The organism is Tenacibaculum sp. FZY0031 (genome assembly GCF_036350695.1).
Classification (GTDB): Bacteria; Bacteroidota; Bacteroidia; order Flavobacteriales; family Flavobacteriaceae; genus Polaribacter.
The window spans coordinates 35,948-50,731 of the sequence record NZ_JAZDVY010000010.1 but is presented as its reverse complement, the minus strand read 5'-3'; the positions used below and the strand labels follow the sequence as shown (position 1 = coordinate 50,731).

Genomic DNA, 14,784 nt, shown 5'->3' with positions numbered 1-14,784 from the left:
CAAAAGTTATAAATAAGTTTTTTTCGGAAGGATTGGGAACTTCAGCAATTAATCCGTAGATACCTTTATTTAAGATAGCAGTAAAATAAGCTTTATTACCCGTAGGCATATCGTTAACTCCACCTAAAAAAGTGACATCAGAAGGCGCAGGTTCAATTAGCCCTTTAGGATTAAGCCCAATTCATCCAATTTTCTAAGTTTTTCCCCTCAGGATACTTATCAATTAGAAAAAAATGGGTTTGCGGAGATTTGTTAATATAACGAAATGTATTCCATCCAGAAGCTATGGTATCGGACATTTGAAAATCCATACTTTCTGTAACAATTTCAATTACTTGTTTCTTTTTTAGAACTTCTTTTTTTATTTGGGTGGTACTATGAGTTTGCTTTTTATCTTTTTTACACGATTGAAAAATTAAAAATACATAACATATAATTGTGAGAGCCAATATCTCTTTACATAAAGTTTTCATATAGAAAAAAGTTTAGTTGGTAATTCTATTTTAAAACTAGGGAAGTAAAAGAGAGGAATTATTTATTATTTAGCCAAGGAATAATAATGTAAAAATAAAAAATACTTTAGAGAAAAAAAACAGGTAAATAACTGGTTTTAAGGATAGTGAAGATTAGTTGGCTTTTTTAAATAAAAAACTCAGTCCTAAACGGCTTAAGAACTTTTTTTCAAATTCCCAAAAGAACTTAAATTGACCAAAAAGCCATCCAACTAGAGGTAAAGTAGTTTGGTATATGGGAAATATAAGTAAAATTCTTAAAGGATAATATAGCCAAGGAGTCATGGTATCAGGAGATAATCCTAATAAATTGGTAACAGGTTTGGCAACCCAAGCAGCAAAAGAACCGTTTATAGCAAAAACAATAAAAATAGCAGCTAATGCCCAATTACTTTCTATACCCCAACGTTGTTTAAGTTTCTCCATAAATCCTAATATGGAGGCAAAAGTAATTAAAAGAAAAAGGGCAAACAAATGTTTGCCCCTTCATTACATTATATAAATCAACAAAGTTATTTTTTCCCAAATACTCCGCCTAAAAGCCCTCCTAAGAGTCCTCCAGACTTTTGTTGGCTGTTACCAGCATTTCCTAAAATCATTCCCGCTACATCATCAACAATACTACCATCACCATCAGCATCTAATATTTGTTCTAAGAAGCTCTGTTCTTTTTGAGCTGAATTACCGCCAAGTAAACCGCCTAAAAGGCCATTCAAATCACCAGCATTATTTATGTTTTCTTGTCGAGACTGCTTCCCCAGTAATCCCATTAAAATGGGAGCAGCCGTTTTTAAAATATCAGCAACAGCACTGGTGTCCATACCGGCTTTCTGACCAATAACTTTTTCTACTCCTTGTTGTTTACTTCCTAAAACATGACCTAAAATTTTACCCCCATCTTGTAAAACATCAGAGTTAACACCACCATTAAATAAGTCCCCCAAATTATCTAAGATTCCACCATCATGCTTATTTAATGCGCTTTTTAAACTTTCAGCACCTTGAGGTGTAGCAGCATTTCGCTGCATTGCTTTCATTAAAACAGGTAATGCCATTGTTAAAACACTACTAGTTTTGTTAGTGTCTTGTCCTGTAGAGCCAGCAACACCAGATATAATTGCTTTACCAGTATCGCTATTTAATAAATCTAAAATTCCCGTCATTTTTTTATTTTATAAGGTTAGTACTAAGTTTCTAATTAATGGGACACAAGATACAAACTCAAGGTCACTTTTTTTTTAAATAATTCTTTATACCTTACGGCCAGTAAAAAACTAATAGATTAATATATTGTATGAAGAAACTTGCATTACACTGGCAAATTTTAATAGGAATGGTTTTAGGTATTTTATTTGGGTTAGGAATGACTTTTATAGATGGAGGAGTATCGTTCGTATCTGACTGGATAAAACCTTTGGGAACTATTTTCGTAAAACTATTAAAACTAATAGCTGTACCATTAATTATTGCTTCTTTGGTAAAAGGAATCTCTGATTTAAAAGATATTTCAAAGTTTAAGAATATTGGTTTGCGTACTATATTAATTTATATAGGTACCACTGTAATAGCGATAACAATAGGGTTAATGCTAGTTAATATTGTACAACCTGGAGAAGGAATATCAGAAGATACGATAGCGAAACTAACAGCAGACTATGCAAATAGTGAAGGGGTTCAAGCAAAAATTGCAGAAGCCAGCAAACAAAAAGAAAGCGGACCGCTACAGTTTTTAGAAGATATGGTTCCTGATAATGCTATGCAGGCTATGAGTAATAATAAAGCAATGTTGCAAGTAATTTTCTTTACTATTTTCTTAGGAATTTCAATGTTATTAGTAGGAGAGAAAAATGCAAAACCATTAAAAAACTTCTTTGATTCATTAAACGAAGTTGTATTGAAAATGGTAGATCTTATTATGTTAACCGCTCCTTATGCTGTATTCGCATTGTTAGCAAATGTAGTAGTGTCTTCTAATGATCCAGATTTATTACTAGCATTGTTAAAATACGGATTAACTGTTATAGGAGGATTGTTGTTAATGATAGCACTTTACATGATTTTAATAAGCGTATTTACAAAGAAAAACCCACTGTGGTTTTTACAACAAATTAGTCCAGCACAGTTATTAGCATTTTCAACGAGTTCTAGTGCAGCTACCTTACCTGTTACGATGGAAAGAGTTGAAGAACATATTGGAGTAGACAAAGAAGTGTCGAGTTTTGTATTGCCTGTAGGAGCTACTATTAATATGGATGGTACAAGTTTGTATCAAGCAGTAGCTGCCGTTTTTATATCGCAGGCTTTAGGATTCGATTTAACTTTTGGAGATCAGCTGACCATTATTTTAACAGCTTTGTTAGCCTCAATTGGTTCAGCAGCTGTGCCCGGAGCAGGAATGGTAATGTTAGTAATCGTATTAGAATCTGTTGGTTTTCCAGCAGACAAATTAGCCATAGGTTTAGCATTAATATTTGCAGTAGATAGACCATTAGATATGTGTAGAACGGTTATCAATGTAACAGGTGATGCAACCGTATCAACTTTGGTGGCGAAGTCTGTAGGGAAGTTAGGAAAACCACATCCGCATAACTGGGATGAACATTACAATGAAGTTAAATAAAGTTATATGCTTACAGTAAATACTCCCATAGTTTCGGTTGAATGGTTATGTGAAAACTTGAAGGCAGATAACTTAATAGTTCTTGATGCAACGATTCAGAAAGTAGGAACTCAAGCAAATGATAAAAAAGAGAAACAGCAGATTCAAAATGCTGTTTTCTTTGATTTAAAGAATGTTTTCTTAGATGGAGAAGCGGAATATCCTAATACGATTCCGTCAGAAAAATATTTTGAAAAGGAGGTTCAAAAACTAGGAATTAATAATGATAGTTGTATTGTTGTTTACGACGATTTGGGAGTGTATTCGTCTCCAAGAGTTTGGTGGTTGTTTAGAACATTTGGATTTGAAAATATTACAGTTTTAAATGGAGGATTGCCTGCTTGGAAAGAGGCAGGTTATATGGTTGAGTCTAAAAAAGAAAGAACATTGTCTGTAGGAAATTTCAAAGCCACCATTAATAGAAGTAAAATTAGTGTAACAGAGGAAGTATTGAAAGCTTCTCGTGATAAACAAATTATACTAGATGCTCGTTCCAAAGGAAGATTTAACGCGACAGTACCAGAACCAAGACAAGACTTAAGAGGGGGGCATATTCCAAATTCTAAAAGTTTGCCTTATACAGAGTTACAAGTGGCAGGTAAAATGAAATCGAAAGAAGAACTTCAGATTATATTTTCTGAAATAACTCCAAGTAAAGAAGCAATGATTTTTTCTTGTGGATCAGGAATTACGGCATGCATACTTGCTTTGGGAGCTGAAGAAGCAGGAAATACGAATTATAGTGTTTACGACGGTTCTTGGACAGAGTGGGCAAGTAGGTTAGAATTACCTGTAGAAAAATAGTGAAAAAAGATAAAAAAAGGAGTAAATAGGAGTGTAAGTTTTTTTAACTAAATAAGTTATGTTTTTTAGTTTGCTTGAATAAAATGTTTAAGTTAGTAACTTAAACTGATTAATGATGAAAAAAACGATTCTTTTATTTTATTTGTATTTATAAGTACAATTAGCTTTTCTCAAAGAACCTATTGGTTAGGAGAATTTAAAAGTGGTTCAAAAATTTATTTAGCTTTAATTAAGAATGATAAAAATCATGGCTTGCATATAAGAATGTACAGTACTAATAATAATAGGGCTGTGTTAATTTATGCGAATAAAAAGAAAAACTCAGAAACGTATAAATTACAAAAACAATATGGAGGTTGGTCTGATAAAAATTACCTAACATTTTCTAATCTTTTAGGAAAAGATAATGGTTATCTGGTGATAAACGGTAAGCCTTTGAGTATAAGAAAGATAAGCAGAAACGATATTCCTAATTATATAAAAGGATCAAGAACCCAATATAAAAGAACATATGTTACAAATTAAAAAAGCCTCTAATTAGAGGCTTTTTTTATCATATAAGTTTTTTAACTTCCTGTTTTAAAAAGGAAATAGCTGTGTTTGCTGGACTTTCCTGTTGCGAGTAGTCAATTAATACATTTTCACGTAAATCTTTAGCAGTTTCAGAACTCTCTGCTGTATTTCGAAGTTTAGCTATAATAGCTAATTTAGCAGCTAAAACAGCTTTCCAACTATCATCAGAAATATATAACTGCTGTACTAAATTATGTTCAAACTCTTGTTCTATATTACCAATTAAAAGTTGTAAATAGTTATCGGTATCATTTCCTATTGGGTTTACTCTTAATAATAATTTTGAGGGATTGATACGCTCACAAAATAACAACATGCGTTCATAAGCTTGTAGTTTAGTAGGCAAACTTTCACGTTTTTTTTCAACCAAAGCTTTAAAGGTTTTTTCTTTATTGTTTTGTTCAATAAAGCGGCCTAAAATTAAGTAAGCTACACCGCCAGTTACTAATGCAGGTAGGGCATACGCAAGCCCTTCAATAATTTTATCTTCCATAATGCGAATATACGAGTCCTGTTAAAATAGCCAATCCAAAACTTAGTAAAGTTCCAATCAGTACATATTCAGTAAGCTTTCTATCTTTGGATGCCGTTAAATCTCCAAACCTAAATATAGATTTGGCTGCAAGTAAAAAACCAACACCTGCCCACTGGTTAATTGCGATAAAAACAAAAATTAATATACGTTCTAAAAAACCAATGTACCTACCTGCATTGGCTAACGATTGTTCTGTTGATTTATTACCCTTTTCAGGATTCCATTTAGAAATTAAGGTATTTATAATAATCGAAGAGGTATAAGTAACAAAAATTAAACAAGCAAAAAGTAATAAGTTTTGTTGAGTTAAAATAGCGTTGATACTAATGTTAAAAGGAGCGTACATGTACGTGGCTAAGCCTAAGAAGAATATATGTAGTATCTGATCTAAAAAGAAAAATAAACGCTTGCTTTTCTTTTTTTGAAGGTATAATTTTCCAAGATCAACTAAGTAATGAGAAATAACTACCAGTAAAAACACACTCCAATAAATAGGGTTAAACTGTAGGAATAAAAATAATAACACAGCATGAATACCTATATGAGCATAAAGTTTGGTAGACTGTATTTTCTTTTTCTCTTTATCTTTTACCCAATTTTTAGGTTGGAAGACAAAATCACCCAATAAATGAGCAATAAGTAGTTTTAAAAACAGTATCATAGATTATTTATTTTCTGATTCATGAGTTTTCTATAGCGCTTTTCTAACTTCATAATCTCATCATAACCAGCACGTTTTCTTCGTTCGCTAGCACTACTTTCTGAAATAGCTAACTTTTTAGCAATTACTTTTTGAGTGCACTCGGGGTTTTGTATAGACATATTTACAAAAGCAGCAGAGTTAGTTGTCCAATTGTCCATTATTAACAAGCTTAACCCTAAAGAAACTTCAAATTCTTCATTAATATCTTTCCATGGAGTATTCAAGGCTAAATTCTGCTTTTTTAGTAAATGATCAAATGCATAACCAGAATTTACAAAAGCGTCACCATTGGCTTCGGTAATTTTTTCGCTATCAAAACTTTTATCACCTATGCCAATAGCTAAACGAATGTCTAAATCTTTTATTTTCTTAATGTTAGTTTTTAATTCAATGACGAAAAGTAGCGCATCCGCAATGTTTTCAATTTCAATTTGAAAACTATCTCCACGAAAAAGCTCCCATGTTTTTGGAGTTTCTCCAACAGTATTGAAAGATTTTTTCAGTAAAGGGAGCCATGTTTCAGCAGAAACACCACGAGAATTAACAATATCACCAGTAATTACACTTGTCATGTATTTAATTTTTAGTAAAAATAAGCTTTCAAATTGAAAACTCCAAATAATTCGGGTTTTAAAACGAATATTTAAAAATAAGGGTTTTAAGGCGAATATTTGTTAATTCGGGTTTAAACTTGAATTTATAGCACTAAAAATTAGTGAATAAAAAAAAGGGGAGAATCTTTAAAAAACCTAAAAGATTGGTTAATTTTCCATTTTTAAAATACTTTCAATTTAATTTCCATTGAGTACTTATTTAGAGCAACTTAACGAACCACAGAGAGCGGCTGTTTTACAAAAAGACGGTCCAATGATAATTATAGCAGGAGCAGGATCGGGTAAAACGAGAGTGTTGACCTATAAAATTGCTTATTTAATGGAGCAAGGTGTAGATGCATTTAACATTTTATCGTTAACGTTTACCAACAAAGCTGCCCGTGAAATGAAAGATCGTATTGGTAAAGTAGTAGGGTATAGCGAAGCTAAAAATCTTTGGATGGGAACATTTCACTCGGTTTTTGCACGTATTTTACGATCTGAAGCTGATCGATTAGGCTATCCGTCAAATTTTACCATTTACGATACACAAGATTCTGTTCGGTTGATAACGGCGATTATCAAAGAAATGAATTTAGATAAAGACCGATATAAGCCAAAGCAAATCTTAAGTAGAATATCGTCTTTTAAAAACAGTTTAATTACGGTTAGGGCCTATTTTAATAACTCCGATTTACAACAAGCCGACTTAGAAGCAAGCAGACCAAGAACAGGTGATATCTATAAAGAATATGTAGATAGATGTTTTAAGTCAGGAGCTATGGATTTTGACGATTTGCTATTGCGTACTAATGAATTATTAGCACGTTTTCCAGATGTGTTGGCAAAGTATCAAGATCGTTTCCGATATATTTTGGTAGATGAGTATCAAGATACGAACCATTCGCAGTATTTAATTGTACGTGCATTAGCAGATCGATTTCAGAATATTTGTGTGGTAGGAGATGATTCGCAAAGTATTTACGGATTCCGTGGGGCGAATATTCAAAACATCTTGAACTTCCAGAAGGATTATCCAGATGTGAAAACATTCAAGTTAGAACAAAATTATCGTTCAACAAGTAACATCGTACGCGCTGCAAATAGTGTAATTGATAAGAATAAAACGAAGCTAGATAAAGAAATTTGGACAGCCAACGACGCGGGAGATAGTGTAAAGGTAATGCGTACAATTTCTGATGGAGAAGAAGGACGCTTCGTAGCACAATCTATTTGGGAAAACCAAATGAATCATCAGTTAACAAGCGATCAATTTGCTATTTTATACCGTACCAATGCACAATCAAGAGCTATAGAAGATGCACTGCGAAAAAAAGATATTAAGTATAAAATTTACGGAGGTATTTCATTCTACCAACGTAAAGAAATTAAAGACTTGCTATCGTATTTACGAATTTTAATCAACCCGAATGACGAGGAAGCATTAAAACGTATCATTAATTACCCAGCCAGAGGAATTGGAGCTACAACGTTAGATAAATTAACCATTGCAGCGAATCATTATAAAAAATCAATGTTTGATATTTTAAAAAATATCAGCACAGTAGATATCAATCTTAACTCTGGAACCAAAACAAAGTTGCAGAATTTTGTAAACATGATTCAGCGTTTTCAAATTGAAGCACAAACAAAAAACGCTTTTGAAATTGCTGATTTGGTAGTTAAACAAACCCAATTAGTAAAAGATTTACAAAAAGATGGAACTCCAGAAGGAGTTAATAAAGTTGAAAATGTTCAAGAACTTTTAAACGGAATAAAAGATTTTATTACCGATAAAATTGAAACAGGAGAGGATGCATCGTTAACGTCATTTTTAGAAGATGTAGCACTAGCTACAGATTTTGATTCAGACAAACAAGATGAAGAAGCCCGAGTTTCGTTAATGACAATCCACTTATCTAAAGGGTTAGAATTTCCTTATGTATACATTGTTGGATTAGAAGAAAGTTTATTTCCATCGGCAATGAGTATGAATACTCGTAGTGAACTAGAAGAGGAACGTCGTCTATTTTATGTGGCGTTAACAAGGGCAGAAAAAGGAGCGTACTTAACGTACGCGCAAACACGTTATCGCTGGGGGAAATTAACCGATGGTGAACCAAGTAGGTTTTTAGAAGAAATAGATGAGCAGTATTTAGAGTATTTAACACCAAAAGTACCTGAACCTTCGGTAAACAGGTTTATAGATGCTAGCTTGTTTGAAGAGGATTCACCAAGGAAAATACGTTTTCAAAAACCAATTCAAAAAAAGAGAAAAGAATTTTTAGCGAAGAAGGAAAAGCCAACTAGTGTTCCTCCAAAAAGTAAAATGAAAAAAGTCTCAGAAATGAGTCCGAAAATGAATTTGTTTGATGGAGAAATCACCGTAGGAAATGTAGTAGAGCATAACCGTTTTGGTACAGGAAAAGTACTAGCTATAGAAGGGAAAGGCCCCAATAAAAAAGCAGAAATAGAGTTTAGTACCGTAGGTAAAAAGAAATTATTGTTACAATTTGCAAAATTGAAAGTAATCGGGTAGTTAATTCATAATAATTACCTATTTTGCATAGATAAAATATAGAGAAATGACGTTTGATTTAGAATACAATTCGAAAAGATCCAAATTAATCATCCCAGAATATGGGAGGCATATACAAAAGTTAGTGAACCATTGCATCGCTTTAGAAGATAAAGAAGAAAGAAATACAATGGCTAAAGCTATTATTGATGTAATGGGAAATTTACAACCTCACTTGCGTGATGTGCCAGACTTTAAGCACAAACTTTGGGATCAGTTACATATAATGGCAGATTTTCAGTTAGATGTAGATTCTCCATACGAAACACCATCAAAAGAAGAACTACAGGAATCACCTGAGCGATTACCATACCCTAAATCAGCATCAAAGTATCGTTTTTATGGTACAAATATTCAAACCATGATTGATGTAGCCTTGACATGGGAAGAAGGAGATATGAAAGAAGCACTCGTGTTTACGATTGCTAATCACATGAAAAAATGCTATTTAAATTGGAATAAAGATACCGTTGAAGACAGTGTTATTTTTGATCATTTATATGAGCTGTCTGAAGGAAAAATAGATATTCGAGACATTGATGAAGACTTAACAGATAGCAAAAGCTTGTTAAGAAAACGTAGTGGTCAAGGGCAACACAAATCAAAAGGGAAAACAAATACTAAATACAGAAAAAAGTAAATGGCATCATTTAAAATTGAAGGAGGTCACAAATTAAAAGGAACAATAACACCACAAGGAGCAAAAAATGAAGCATTACAGGTGATATGTGCGGTGCTACTAACGTCAGAAAAAGTAATCATAAATAACGTTCCTGATATTATTGATGTTAATAAACTGATTTTTATTTTAGGAGAATTAGGAGTTAAAATAGAAAAACTGTCTAAAAACTCGTATAGCTTTCAAGCCGATGCTGTTAATTTACAATACCTTGAATCGTCAGACTTTAAAAGAGATGGTAGCTCTTTACGAGGTTCTATTATGATTGTTGGTCCGTTATTAGCTCGCTTTGGAAAAGGATATATTCCGCGTCCTGGAGGAGACAAAATTGGGCGTCGTCGCTTAGATACTCATTTTGAAGGGTTTATCAATTTAGGAGCAAAATTCCGTTATAATCGTGAAGAATACTTCTACGGTGTAGAAACAGAAACAGGCTTAGTAGGAGCGGAGATGTTACTAGATGAAGCCTCTGTAACCGGTACGGCAAACATTATTATGGCTGCTGTATTGGCTAAAGGAACTACTACGATATACAATGCAGCTTGTGAGCCTTATATTCAGCAATTATCAAAAATGCTGAACTCAATGGGAGCGAAAATTTCAGGAGTAGGCTCTAATTTACTTACAATTGAAGGAGTAGAAACCTTACAAGGCTGTGAACATACGATATTGCCAGATATGATTGAGATTGGTAGTTGGATAGGTATGGCTGCAATGACACGTTCTGAATTGACAATCAAAAATGTAAGTTGGGACGATTTAGGACAAATTCCTAATGTGTTTAGAAAACTTGGAATTCAGTTAGAAAGAAAAGGAGATGACATATACATACCAGAGCAAGAAAGCTACGAAATTCAAAGTTATATTGATGGATCAGTACTAACTGTAGCAGATGCGCCATGGCCTGGGTTTACCCCCGATTTGTTAAGTATTGTTTTAGTAGTGGCTACACAAGCTAAAGGAACAGTATTGATTCATCAAAAAATGTTTGAAAGTCGTTTGTTCTTCGTCGACAAGCTAATTGATATGGGAGCAAAAGTAATATTATGTGATCCACATAGAGCCACGGTTATAGGTCATGATTTTAAATCACAGCTAAAGGCAACCAAAATGACTTCACCAGACATTCGAGCAGGGATCTCATTATTAATAGCAGCATTGTCTGCTAAAGGTACAAGTATTATTAATAATATAGAACAGATAGATCGTGGGTATGAAGATATCGAAGCACGTTTAAAATCTATCGGAGCAAAGATTGAAAGAGTTGATAGTTAGCAAGTTAAAATAAAATACAAATAGAAATCTCGAATCATTAGATTCGGGATTTTTTTATGGTGAAAAGTTTTAAAATATGGTGTAATTAAAAGAAACTTGTTTCGACTAAGGTGTTTAATTTTAATCAATATTATGAAAACAAGAATCATACTTGTAATGTTATTACTTCAAATAACAATTTTCTCAGCACAAGAAAACTCTCAAACGTTTACATCTTCAATAGAAAAGACTCATAAAAAAGACGCGTTTATGAGTCAGAAATACCTTAAATATACTATCGATATTACTTTTGGAGGGAAAAAACATTTAAAAGGAGTTATCACACAAGAACCAGGAGGAGGAAAAATAAAAATAGAAAAAGAAGATGGCTCACTTATTATTTTTGACGGTGAAGAAGTATATTCATTAGGTGTAGAGGAAAAAGATATGGGAACAGCTCGTTTCGATATTTTTACTTGGGCCTATTTTTTAGGTTTGCCATATAAATTAAATGACCAAGGGACTATTTGGTCTGATTTTGAAAAGAACAAATGGGGGAAAGAGAAATTAACAACAGGAAAATTAACTTTTGCATCAGGAACTGGTGATGCCCCAGACGATTGGTATGTAATATATAAAAATACAGAAACCAATGTACTGGAAGGAGCAGCCTATATTGTAACCTTTGGAAAAGGAAAAGAAAAAGCAGAAAAAGAACCTCATGCTATTAAGTACAATCAAATTAAGCAAGTAAATTCAATACCAATTGCTACAAATTGGACATTTCATATGTGGTCGTTAAAAAATGGTTATGAAGAACAAATTGGGGAGGCAAAACTAGCTAATATAAAGTTCCTTAAAGAAGCAGAATTTATTGTACCTACCAAGGCTAAAATAGTTAAGGCGTTACCAAACTAGTTAAGTAGAAGAAATAAAAAAGCTGTTACCGGAAATGTCCGATAACAGCTTTTTCTTATGTTTTAATTTCTACATTTCTTCATTACAAGTATACTCTTGTGTACAAGCAAAATATTGCTCACAATAAATAGGACCAGTAACGCTTCCAGAGCAGTCACATCCACACTTACTTAGGTCAATTGCTGCACCACCAGTTAAGTTTTTTTGTTGGTTTTTTGAAAGAATACTAACTCCTGAAATGTTTAAAAAATTCTGTTTCATAATGAGGGACTTTTTTGTGTTATAAATTAATTAATAAAAAATTTCTTAAATATATAATTTTGAAATCTTTGAACAAAAGATAAATGTGTTTTTTTACTCTCATACTATAAGTTTTTTGGTAAAGTTACATTACGGTGTCATTATGACACATTTTTTTTATTGGCAGTATTCTTGCTAATCAAAAAGTGTTAAATACATGAAACGATTTACAATGAGTAAAGATCAATATACAAAAGAAGACGAAATTAACGACGCTATTAAAAATGGCGATTTAGGAGAGAATCAAGAAGAAACTCAAGAAAATAAAGAACTTGAGGCTAAGGAAGCGCCAACAGCAGAAGAATTAATTCAAGTAGAGAAGGACAAGTACTTGCGATTATTTGCAGAGTTTGAAAACTACAAAAAACGTACTTCAAAAGAACGTATTGAACTTTTTAAAACAGCAAGTCAAGAATTAATGACAGCTTTACTGCCAATTATGGATGACTTCGACAGAGGTTTGGCAGAAATTAAAAAAACAGAAGACTCAGAGCTACTAAAAGGTATGGAACTTATTAATCATAAGTTTAAAAATACCCTAACTCAAAAAGGGTTAACCGAAATAGAAGTAAAAGCAGGAGATGATTTTGATGCAGAAGTTCACGATGCAATAACACAAATACCAGCACCTTCAGATGATTTAAAAGGAAAGATTATAGATTGTGTAGAGAAAGGATATAAGTTAGGAGATAAAATTATTCGTCACCCTAAAGTAGTAATGGGGCAAGCGTAAAACAATCATCATTAATACAATTATTAGTTCTTAAACCAAATACTTACTAATAATTGAACATTGAAAGTTATGGCAAAACAAGATTATTACGAAATATTAGGAATATCAAAATCGGCCTCAAAAGCTGAAATCAAAAAGGCATATCGTAAGATGGCAATTAAACACCATCCAGATAAAAATCCTGATGATAAAGAAGCTGAAGAAAAATTTAAATTAGCCGCTGAAGCGTATGAAGTATTAAGTGATGACAATAAAAAAGCTCGTTACGATCAGTACGGTCATGCTGCTTTTGAAGGAGGTCATGGAGGCTTCGGAGGAGGTGGTATGAATATGGATGACATATTTAGCCAGTTCGGAGATATTTTCGGAGGAGCTTTCGGAGGTGGTTTCGGAGGTTTCGGAGGTGGCGGTCACCGTCAAGCACGTGTAAAAGGAAGTAACTTACGTATTCGTGTAAAATTAACCTTAGAAGAAATTGCTAAAGGTGTTGAAAAGAAGGTAAAAGTTCGTCGAAAAGTTCAAGCCGAAGGAGTAAGCTATAAAACATGTTCAACATGTAACGGTAGTGGGCAACAAATGCGTGTTACCAATACTATTTTAGGAAGAATGCAAACGGCTACTACTTGTAGTACTTGCCATGGAGCAGGAGAGATGCTAGACAAAAAGCCTAATGGTGCCGATGCACAAGGAATGGTAGTAAAAGAAGAAACGGTTTCTATCAATATTCCAGAAGGAGTAACCGAAGGGGTACAATTAAAAGTAGGAGGCAAAGGAAATGAAGCTCCAGGTAAAAACTCAATTCCTGGCGATTTATTAGTGTTGATTGAAGAAGTACCACACGAAAGGTTAAAGCGAGAAGGAAGCAACATTCACTATGATTTATATATCAACTTTTCAGAAGCAGTTTTAGGAGTATCAAAAGAAATAGAAACGGTTACTGGAAAAGTAAAGATTAAAATAGAACCAGGAACCCAATCTGGTAAGATTTTACGATTAAAAGGAAAAGGGTTACCAAGTATTGAACGTTATGGTCACGGAGATTTCTTAATTCATATAAATGTATGGACACCACAAGAGTTAACGAAAGATCAACGTAAGTTTTTTGAGGAAATGCAAGAAGATGAGAACTTTAGCCCAAATCCGCAGAAATCAGACAAATCTTTCTTTGAGAAAGTGAAAGATATGTTTTCTTAAAAAAATCATAAAAATGATAATTTTTTTCAGATAAAATTTTTTTAAAACGAAAAACAGTTATATATTTGCAGTGTCTAGGAGACGTTCTAGACACTTTTTCTTTTTCATAGCAATTTTCCCACTCAATTCTTTTGAGTGGGTTTTTTTATGAATAGAGGTGTGAACTTTTAGTTATAACCTAATAATAGCAGACCTATCTTATCGACTTATAGAAAATATAAGTAGGAAAGTCTGGACACCATAGAGTAGCATAGCGGATAACATCCGTCCGGTGTAAACCGAGGACAAGTGCAACAGAAAGAATGTACAGGTAATGCTGTAGTGAAACCAGGTAAACTCTATGCGGTGCAATGCCATGTACATTAGAGCTCGAGCGCTACTCGCGCGATTCTAAGGGGTAGGCAGATTGATTCTGAGAGTAATTTCAGAACTAGATAAATGATAAGAACCTTATTTTAAGGAACAGAATCCAGCTTATGGGTCTGCTTTTTTTCCTATTTAGAATCATTATAGCATTTTTTTAAATTCTTTCGAAAATGGTAAATTATCAATTTGATAATTTTTAGGGGTTTTTACGCTTGTTTTTTTGAGATATTTTTAAAAAGTAGACTTTTAAATTAAATTAATTTGGTTTTTTGGCTGTTTTGTTGTTTATTTTTAAAATTAAGGTTAAAATATTACTTTTGCTAGGCAAAAATTAACGGGATAAAGCTGTAACAACCAGTTTTAATAGATAGTAAATTTTTACT

16 protein-coding genes and 1 other RNA gene are annotated in these 14,784 nt (G+C 33.0%); 10 read left to right on the top strand and 7 right to left on the bottom strand.

Annotated features, from left to right (window positions below; translation table 11 throughout):
- Nucleotides 1-170: 170 nt before the first annotated feature.
- The 3 genes from V1T75_RS14270 to V1T75_RS14260 form a co-directional block, all read right to left on the bottom strand.
- Nucleotides 171-473, bottom strand: coding sequence for a hypothetical protein (locus tag V1T75_RS14270; RefSeq protein WP_330489176.1), 303 nt, complete (start codon nucleotides 471-473; stop codon nucleotides 171-173).
- A 153-nt stretch (nucleotides 474-626) separates the two neighbouring features.
- Complete coding sequence (locus tag V1T75_RS14265) at nucleotides 627-938, bottom strand: DUF6787 family protein (protein WP_330489175.1); 312 nt, start codon at nucleotides 936-938, stop codon at nucleotides 627-629.
- An 86-nt stretch (nucleotides 939-1,024) separates the two neighbouring features.
- Entirely contained in the window at nucleotides 1,025-1,675 is a 651-nt protein-coding gene (locus tag V1T75_RS14260; RefSeq protein WP_330489174.1) for a DUF937 domain-containing protein, read from the bottom strand.
- 131 nt (nucleotides 1,676-1,806) lie between these two features.
- Here V1T75_RS14260 and V1T75_RS14255 point away from each other — a divergent pair, with 131 nt between their 5' ends.
- The 3 genes from V1T75_RS14255 to V1T75_RS14245 all read left to right on the top strand — a co-directional run bounded on the left by V1T75_RS14255 (nucleotide 1,807) and on the right by V1T75_RS14245 (nucleotide 4,500).
- Nucleotides 1,807-3,132 carry a dicarboxylate/amino acid:cation symporter gene (locus V1T75_RS14255; protein WP_330489173.1) on the top strand — a complete coding sequence of 442 codons (1,326 nt, stop codon included), beginning with the start codon at nucleotides 1,807-1,809 and terminating at the stop codon, nucleotides 3,130-3,132.
- A 6-nt stretch (nucleotides 3,133-3,138) separates the two neighbouring features.
- Nucleotides 3,139-3,975, top strand: a complete 837-nt coding sequence (locus V1T75_RS14250; RefSeq protein WP_330489172.1) for a sulfurtransferase — start codon at nucleotides 3,139-3,141, stop codon at nucleotides 3,973-3,975.
- 264 nt (nucleotides 3,976-4,239) lie between these two features.
- Nucleotides 4,240-4,500, top strand: coding sequence for a hypothetical protein (locus V1T75_RS14245; RefSeq protein ID WP_330489171.1), 261 nt, complete (start codon nucleotides 4,240-4,242; stop codon nucleotides 4,498-4,500).
- A 28-nt stretch (nucleotides 4,501-4,528) separates the two neighbouring features.
- Here the strand turns inward: V1T75_RS14245 and V1T75_RS14240 are convergent, their stop codons facing one another.
- From V1T75_RS14240 to V1T75_RS14230, 3 genes are read right to left on the bottom strand one after another with little or no spacing between them, the layout of a single operon-like run.
- A complete protein-coding gene (locus V1T75_RS14240) occupies nucleotides 4,529-5,041 on the bottom strand; it encodes a DUF7935 family protein (RefSeq protein ID WP_159615756.1) in 513 nt (170 codons plus the stop codon).
- Nucleotides 5,031-5,744 carry a DUF3307 domain-containing protein gene (locus V1T75_RS14235; protein ID WP_330489170.1) on the bottom strand — a complete coding sequence of 238 codons (714 nt, stop codon included), beginning with the start codon at nucleotides 5,742-5,744 and terminating at the stop codon, nucleotides 5,031-5,033. Before V1T75_RS14235 ends, V1T75_RS14240 begins: the two co-directional genes overlap by 11 nt.
- A complete protein-coding gene (locus V1T75_RS14230) occupies nucleotides 5,741-6,358 on the bottom strand; it encodes a SatD family protein (RefSeq protein ID WP_330489169.1) in 618 nt (205 codons plus the stop codon). Before V1T75_RS14230 ends, V1T75_RS14235 begins: the two co-directional genes overlap by 4 nt.
- A 229-nt stretch (nucleotides 6,359-6,587) precedes the next feature.
- Between V1T75_RS14230 and V1T75_RS14225 the strand changes: the two genes are divergently transcribed.
- From V1T75_RS14225 to V1T75_RS14210, 4 genes are all read left to right on the top strand, one after another.
- On the top strand, nucleotides 6,588-8,918 hold the full coding sequence (locus V1T75_RS14225) for an ATP-dependent helicase (RefSeq protein WP_330489168.1): 2,331 nt from the start codon (nucleotides 6,588-6,590) through the stop codon (nucleotides 8,916-8,918).
- Nucleotides 8,919-8,964: 46 nt separating this feature from the next.
- The gene (locus V1T75_RS14220; protein WP_073183666.1) at nucleotides 8,965-9,597 is read left to right on the top strand and encodes a DUF4290 domain-containing protein; all 633 of its coding nucleotides are present in this window, start codon (nucleotides 8,965-8,967) and stop codon (nucleotides 9,595-9,597) included.
- Nucleotides 9,598-10,911: a UDP-N-acetylglucosamine 1-carboxyvinyltransferase gene (gene murA, locus V1T75_RS14215; protein WP_330489167.1), complete on the top strand. Its 1,314-nt coding sequence runs from the start codon at nucleotides 9,598-9,600 to the stop codon at nucleotides 10,909-10,911.
- A 132-nt stretch (nucleotides 10,912-11,043) separates the two neighbouring features.
- Nucleotides 11,044-11,808, top strand: a complete 765-nt coding sequence (locus V1T75_RS14210) for a heat-shock protein Hsp90 (protein ID WP_330489166.1) — start codon at nucleotides 11,044-11,046, stop codon at nucleotides 11,806-11,808.
- Between the two features lie 69 nt (nucleotides 11,809-11,877).
- Here the strand turns inward: V1T75_RS14210 and V1T75_RS14205 are convergent, their stop codons facing one another.
- A complete protein-coding gene (locus tag V1T75_RS14205; protein WP_330489165.1) occupies nucleotides 11,878-12,069 on the bottom strand; it encodes a hypothetical protein in 192 nt (63 codons plus the stop codon).
- A 196-nt stretch (nucleotides 12,070-12,265) separates the two neighbouring features.
- Between V1T75_RS14205 and V1T75_RS14200 the strand changes: the two genes are divergently transcribed.
- From V1T75_RS14200 to rnpB, 3 genes are all read left to right on the top strand, one after another.
- Complete coding sequence (locus V1T75_RS14200) at nucleotides 12,266-12,841, top strand: nucleotide exchange factor GrpE (protein ID WP_443082050.1); 576 nt, start codon at nucleotides 12,266-12,268, stop codon at nucleotides 12,839-12,841.
- 69 nt (nucleotides 12,842-12,910) lie between these two features.
- Nucleotides 12,911-14,035 carry a molecular chaperone DnaJ gene (gene dnaJ / locus V1T75_RS14195; protein WP_330489164.1) on the top strand — a complete coding sequence of 375 codons (1,125 nt, stop codon included), beginning with the start codon at nucleotides 12,911-12,913 and terminating at the stop codon, nucleotides 14,033-14,035.
- A 184-nt stretch (nucleotides 14,036-14,219) separates the two neighbouring features.
- Nucleotides 14,220-14,528, top strand: an RNA gene (gene rnpB / locus V1T75_RS14190) — RNase P RNA component class A.
- Nucleotides 14,529-14,784: the final 256 nt, after the last annotated feature.

Coding starts and splice junctions, on each gene's coding strand:
- V1T75_RS14270 (WP_330489176.1), bottom strand. CDS start 473: ATGAAAACTTTATGTAAAGAGATATTGGCTCTCACAATTATATGTTAT.
- V1T75_RS14265 (WP_330489175.1), bottom strand. CDS start 938: ATGGAGAAACTTAAACAACGTTGGGGTATAGAAAGTAATTGGGCATTA.
- V1T75_RS14260 (WP_330489174.1), bottom strand. CDS start 1,675: ATGACGGGAATTTTAGATTTATTAAATAGCGATACTGGTAAAGCAATT.
- V1T75_RS14255 (WP_330489173.1), top strand. CDS start 1,807: ATGAAGAAACTTGCATTACACTGGCAAATTTTAATAGGAATGGTTTTA.
- V1T75_RS14250 (WP_330489172.1), top strand. CDS start 3,139: ATGCTTACAGTAAATACTCCCATAGTTTCGGTTGAATGGTTATGTGAA.
- V1T75_RS14245 (WP_330489171.1), top strand. CDS start 4,240: ATGTACAGTACTAATAATAATAGGGCTGTGTTAATTTATGCGAATAAA.
- V1T75_RS14240 (WP_159615756.1), bottom strand. CDS start 5,041: ATGGAAGATAAAATTATTGAAGGGCTTGCGTATGCCCTACCTGCATTA.
- V1T75_RS14235 (WP_330489170.1), bottom strand. CDS start 5,744: ATGATACTGTTTTTAAAACTACTTATTGCTCATTTATTGGGTGATTTT.
- V1T75_RS14230 (WP_330489169.1), bottom strand. CDS start 6,358: ATGACAAGTGTAATTACTGGTGATATTGTTAATTCTCGTGGTGTTTCT.
- V1T75_RS14220 (WP_073183666.1), top strand. CDS start 8,965: ATGACGTTTGATTTAGAATACAATTCGAAAAGATCCAAATTAATCATC.
- murA (WP_330489167.1), top strand. CDS start 9,598: ATGGCATCATTTAAAATTGAAGGAGGTCACAAATTAAAAGGAACAATA.
- V1T75_RS14210 (WP_330489166.1), top strand. CDS start 11,044: ATGAAAACAAGAATCATACTTGTAATGTTATTACTTCAAATAACAATT.
- V1T75_RS14205 (WP_330489165.1), bottom strand. CDS start 12,069: ATGAAACAGAATTTTTTAAACATTTCAGGAGTTAGTATTCTTTCAAAA.
- V1T75_RS14200 (WP_443082050.1), top strand. CDS start 12,266: ATGAAACGATTTACAATGAGTAAAGATCAATATACAAAAGAAGACGAA.
- dnaJ (WP_330489164.1), top strand. CDS start 12,911: ATGGCAAAACAAGATTATTACGAAATATTAGGAATATCAAAATCGGCC.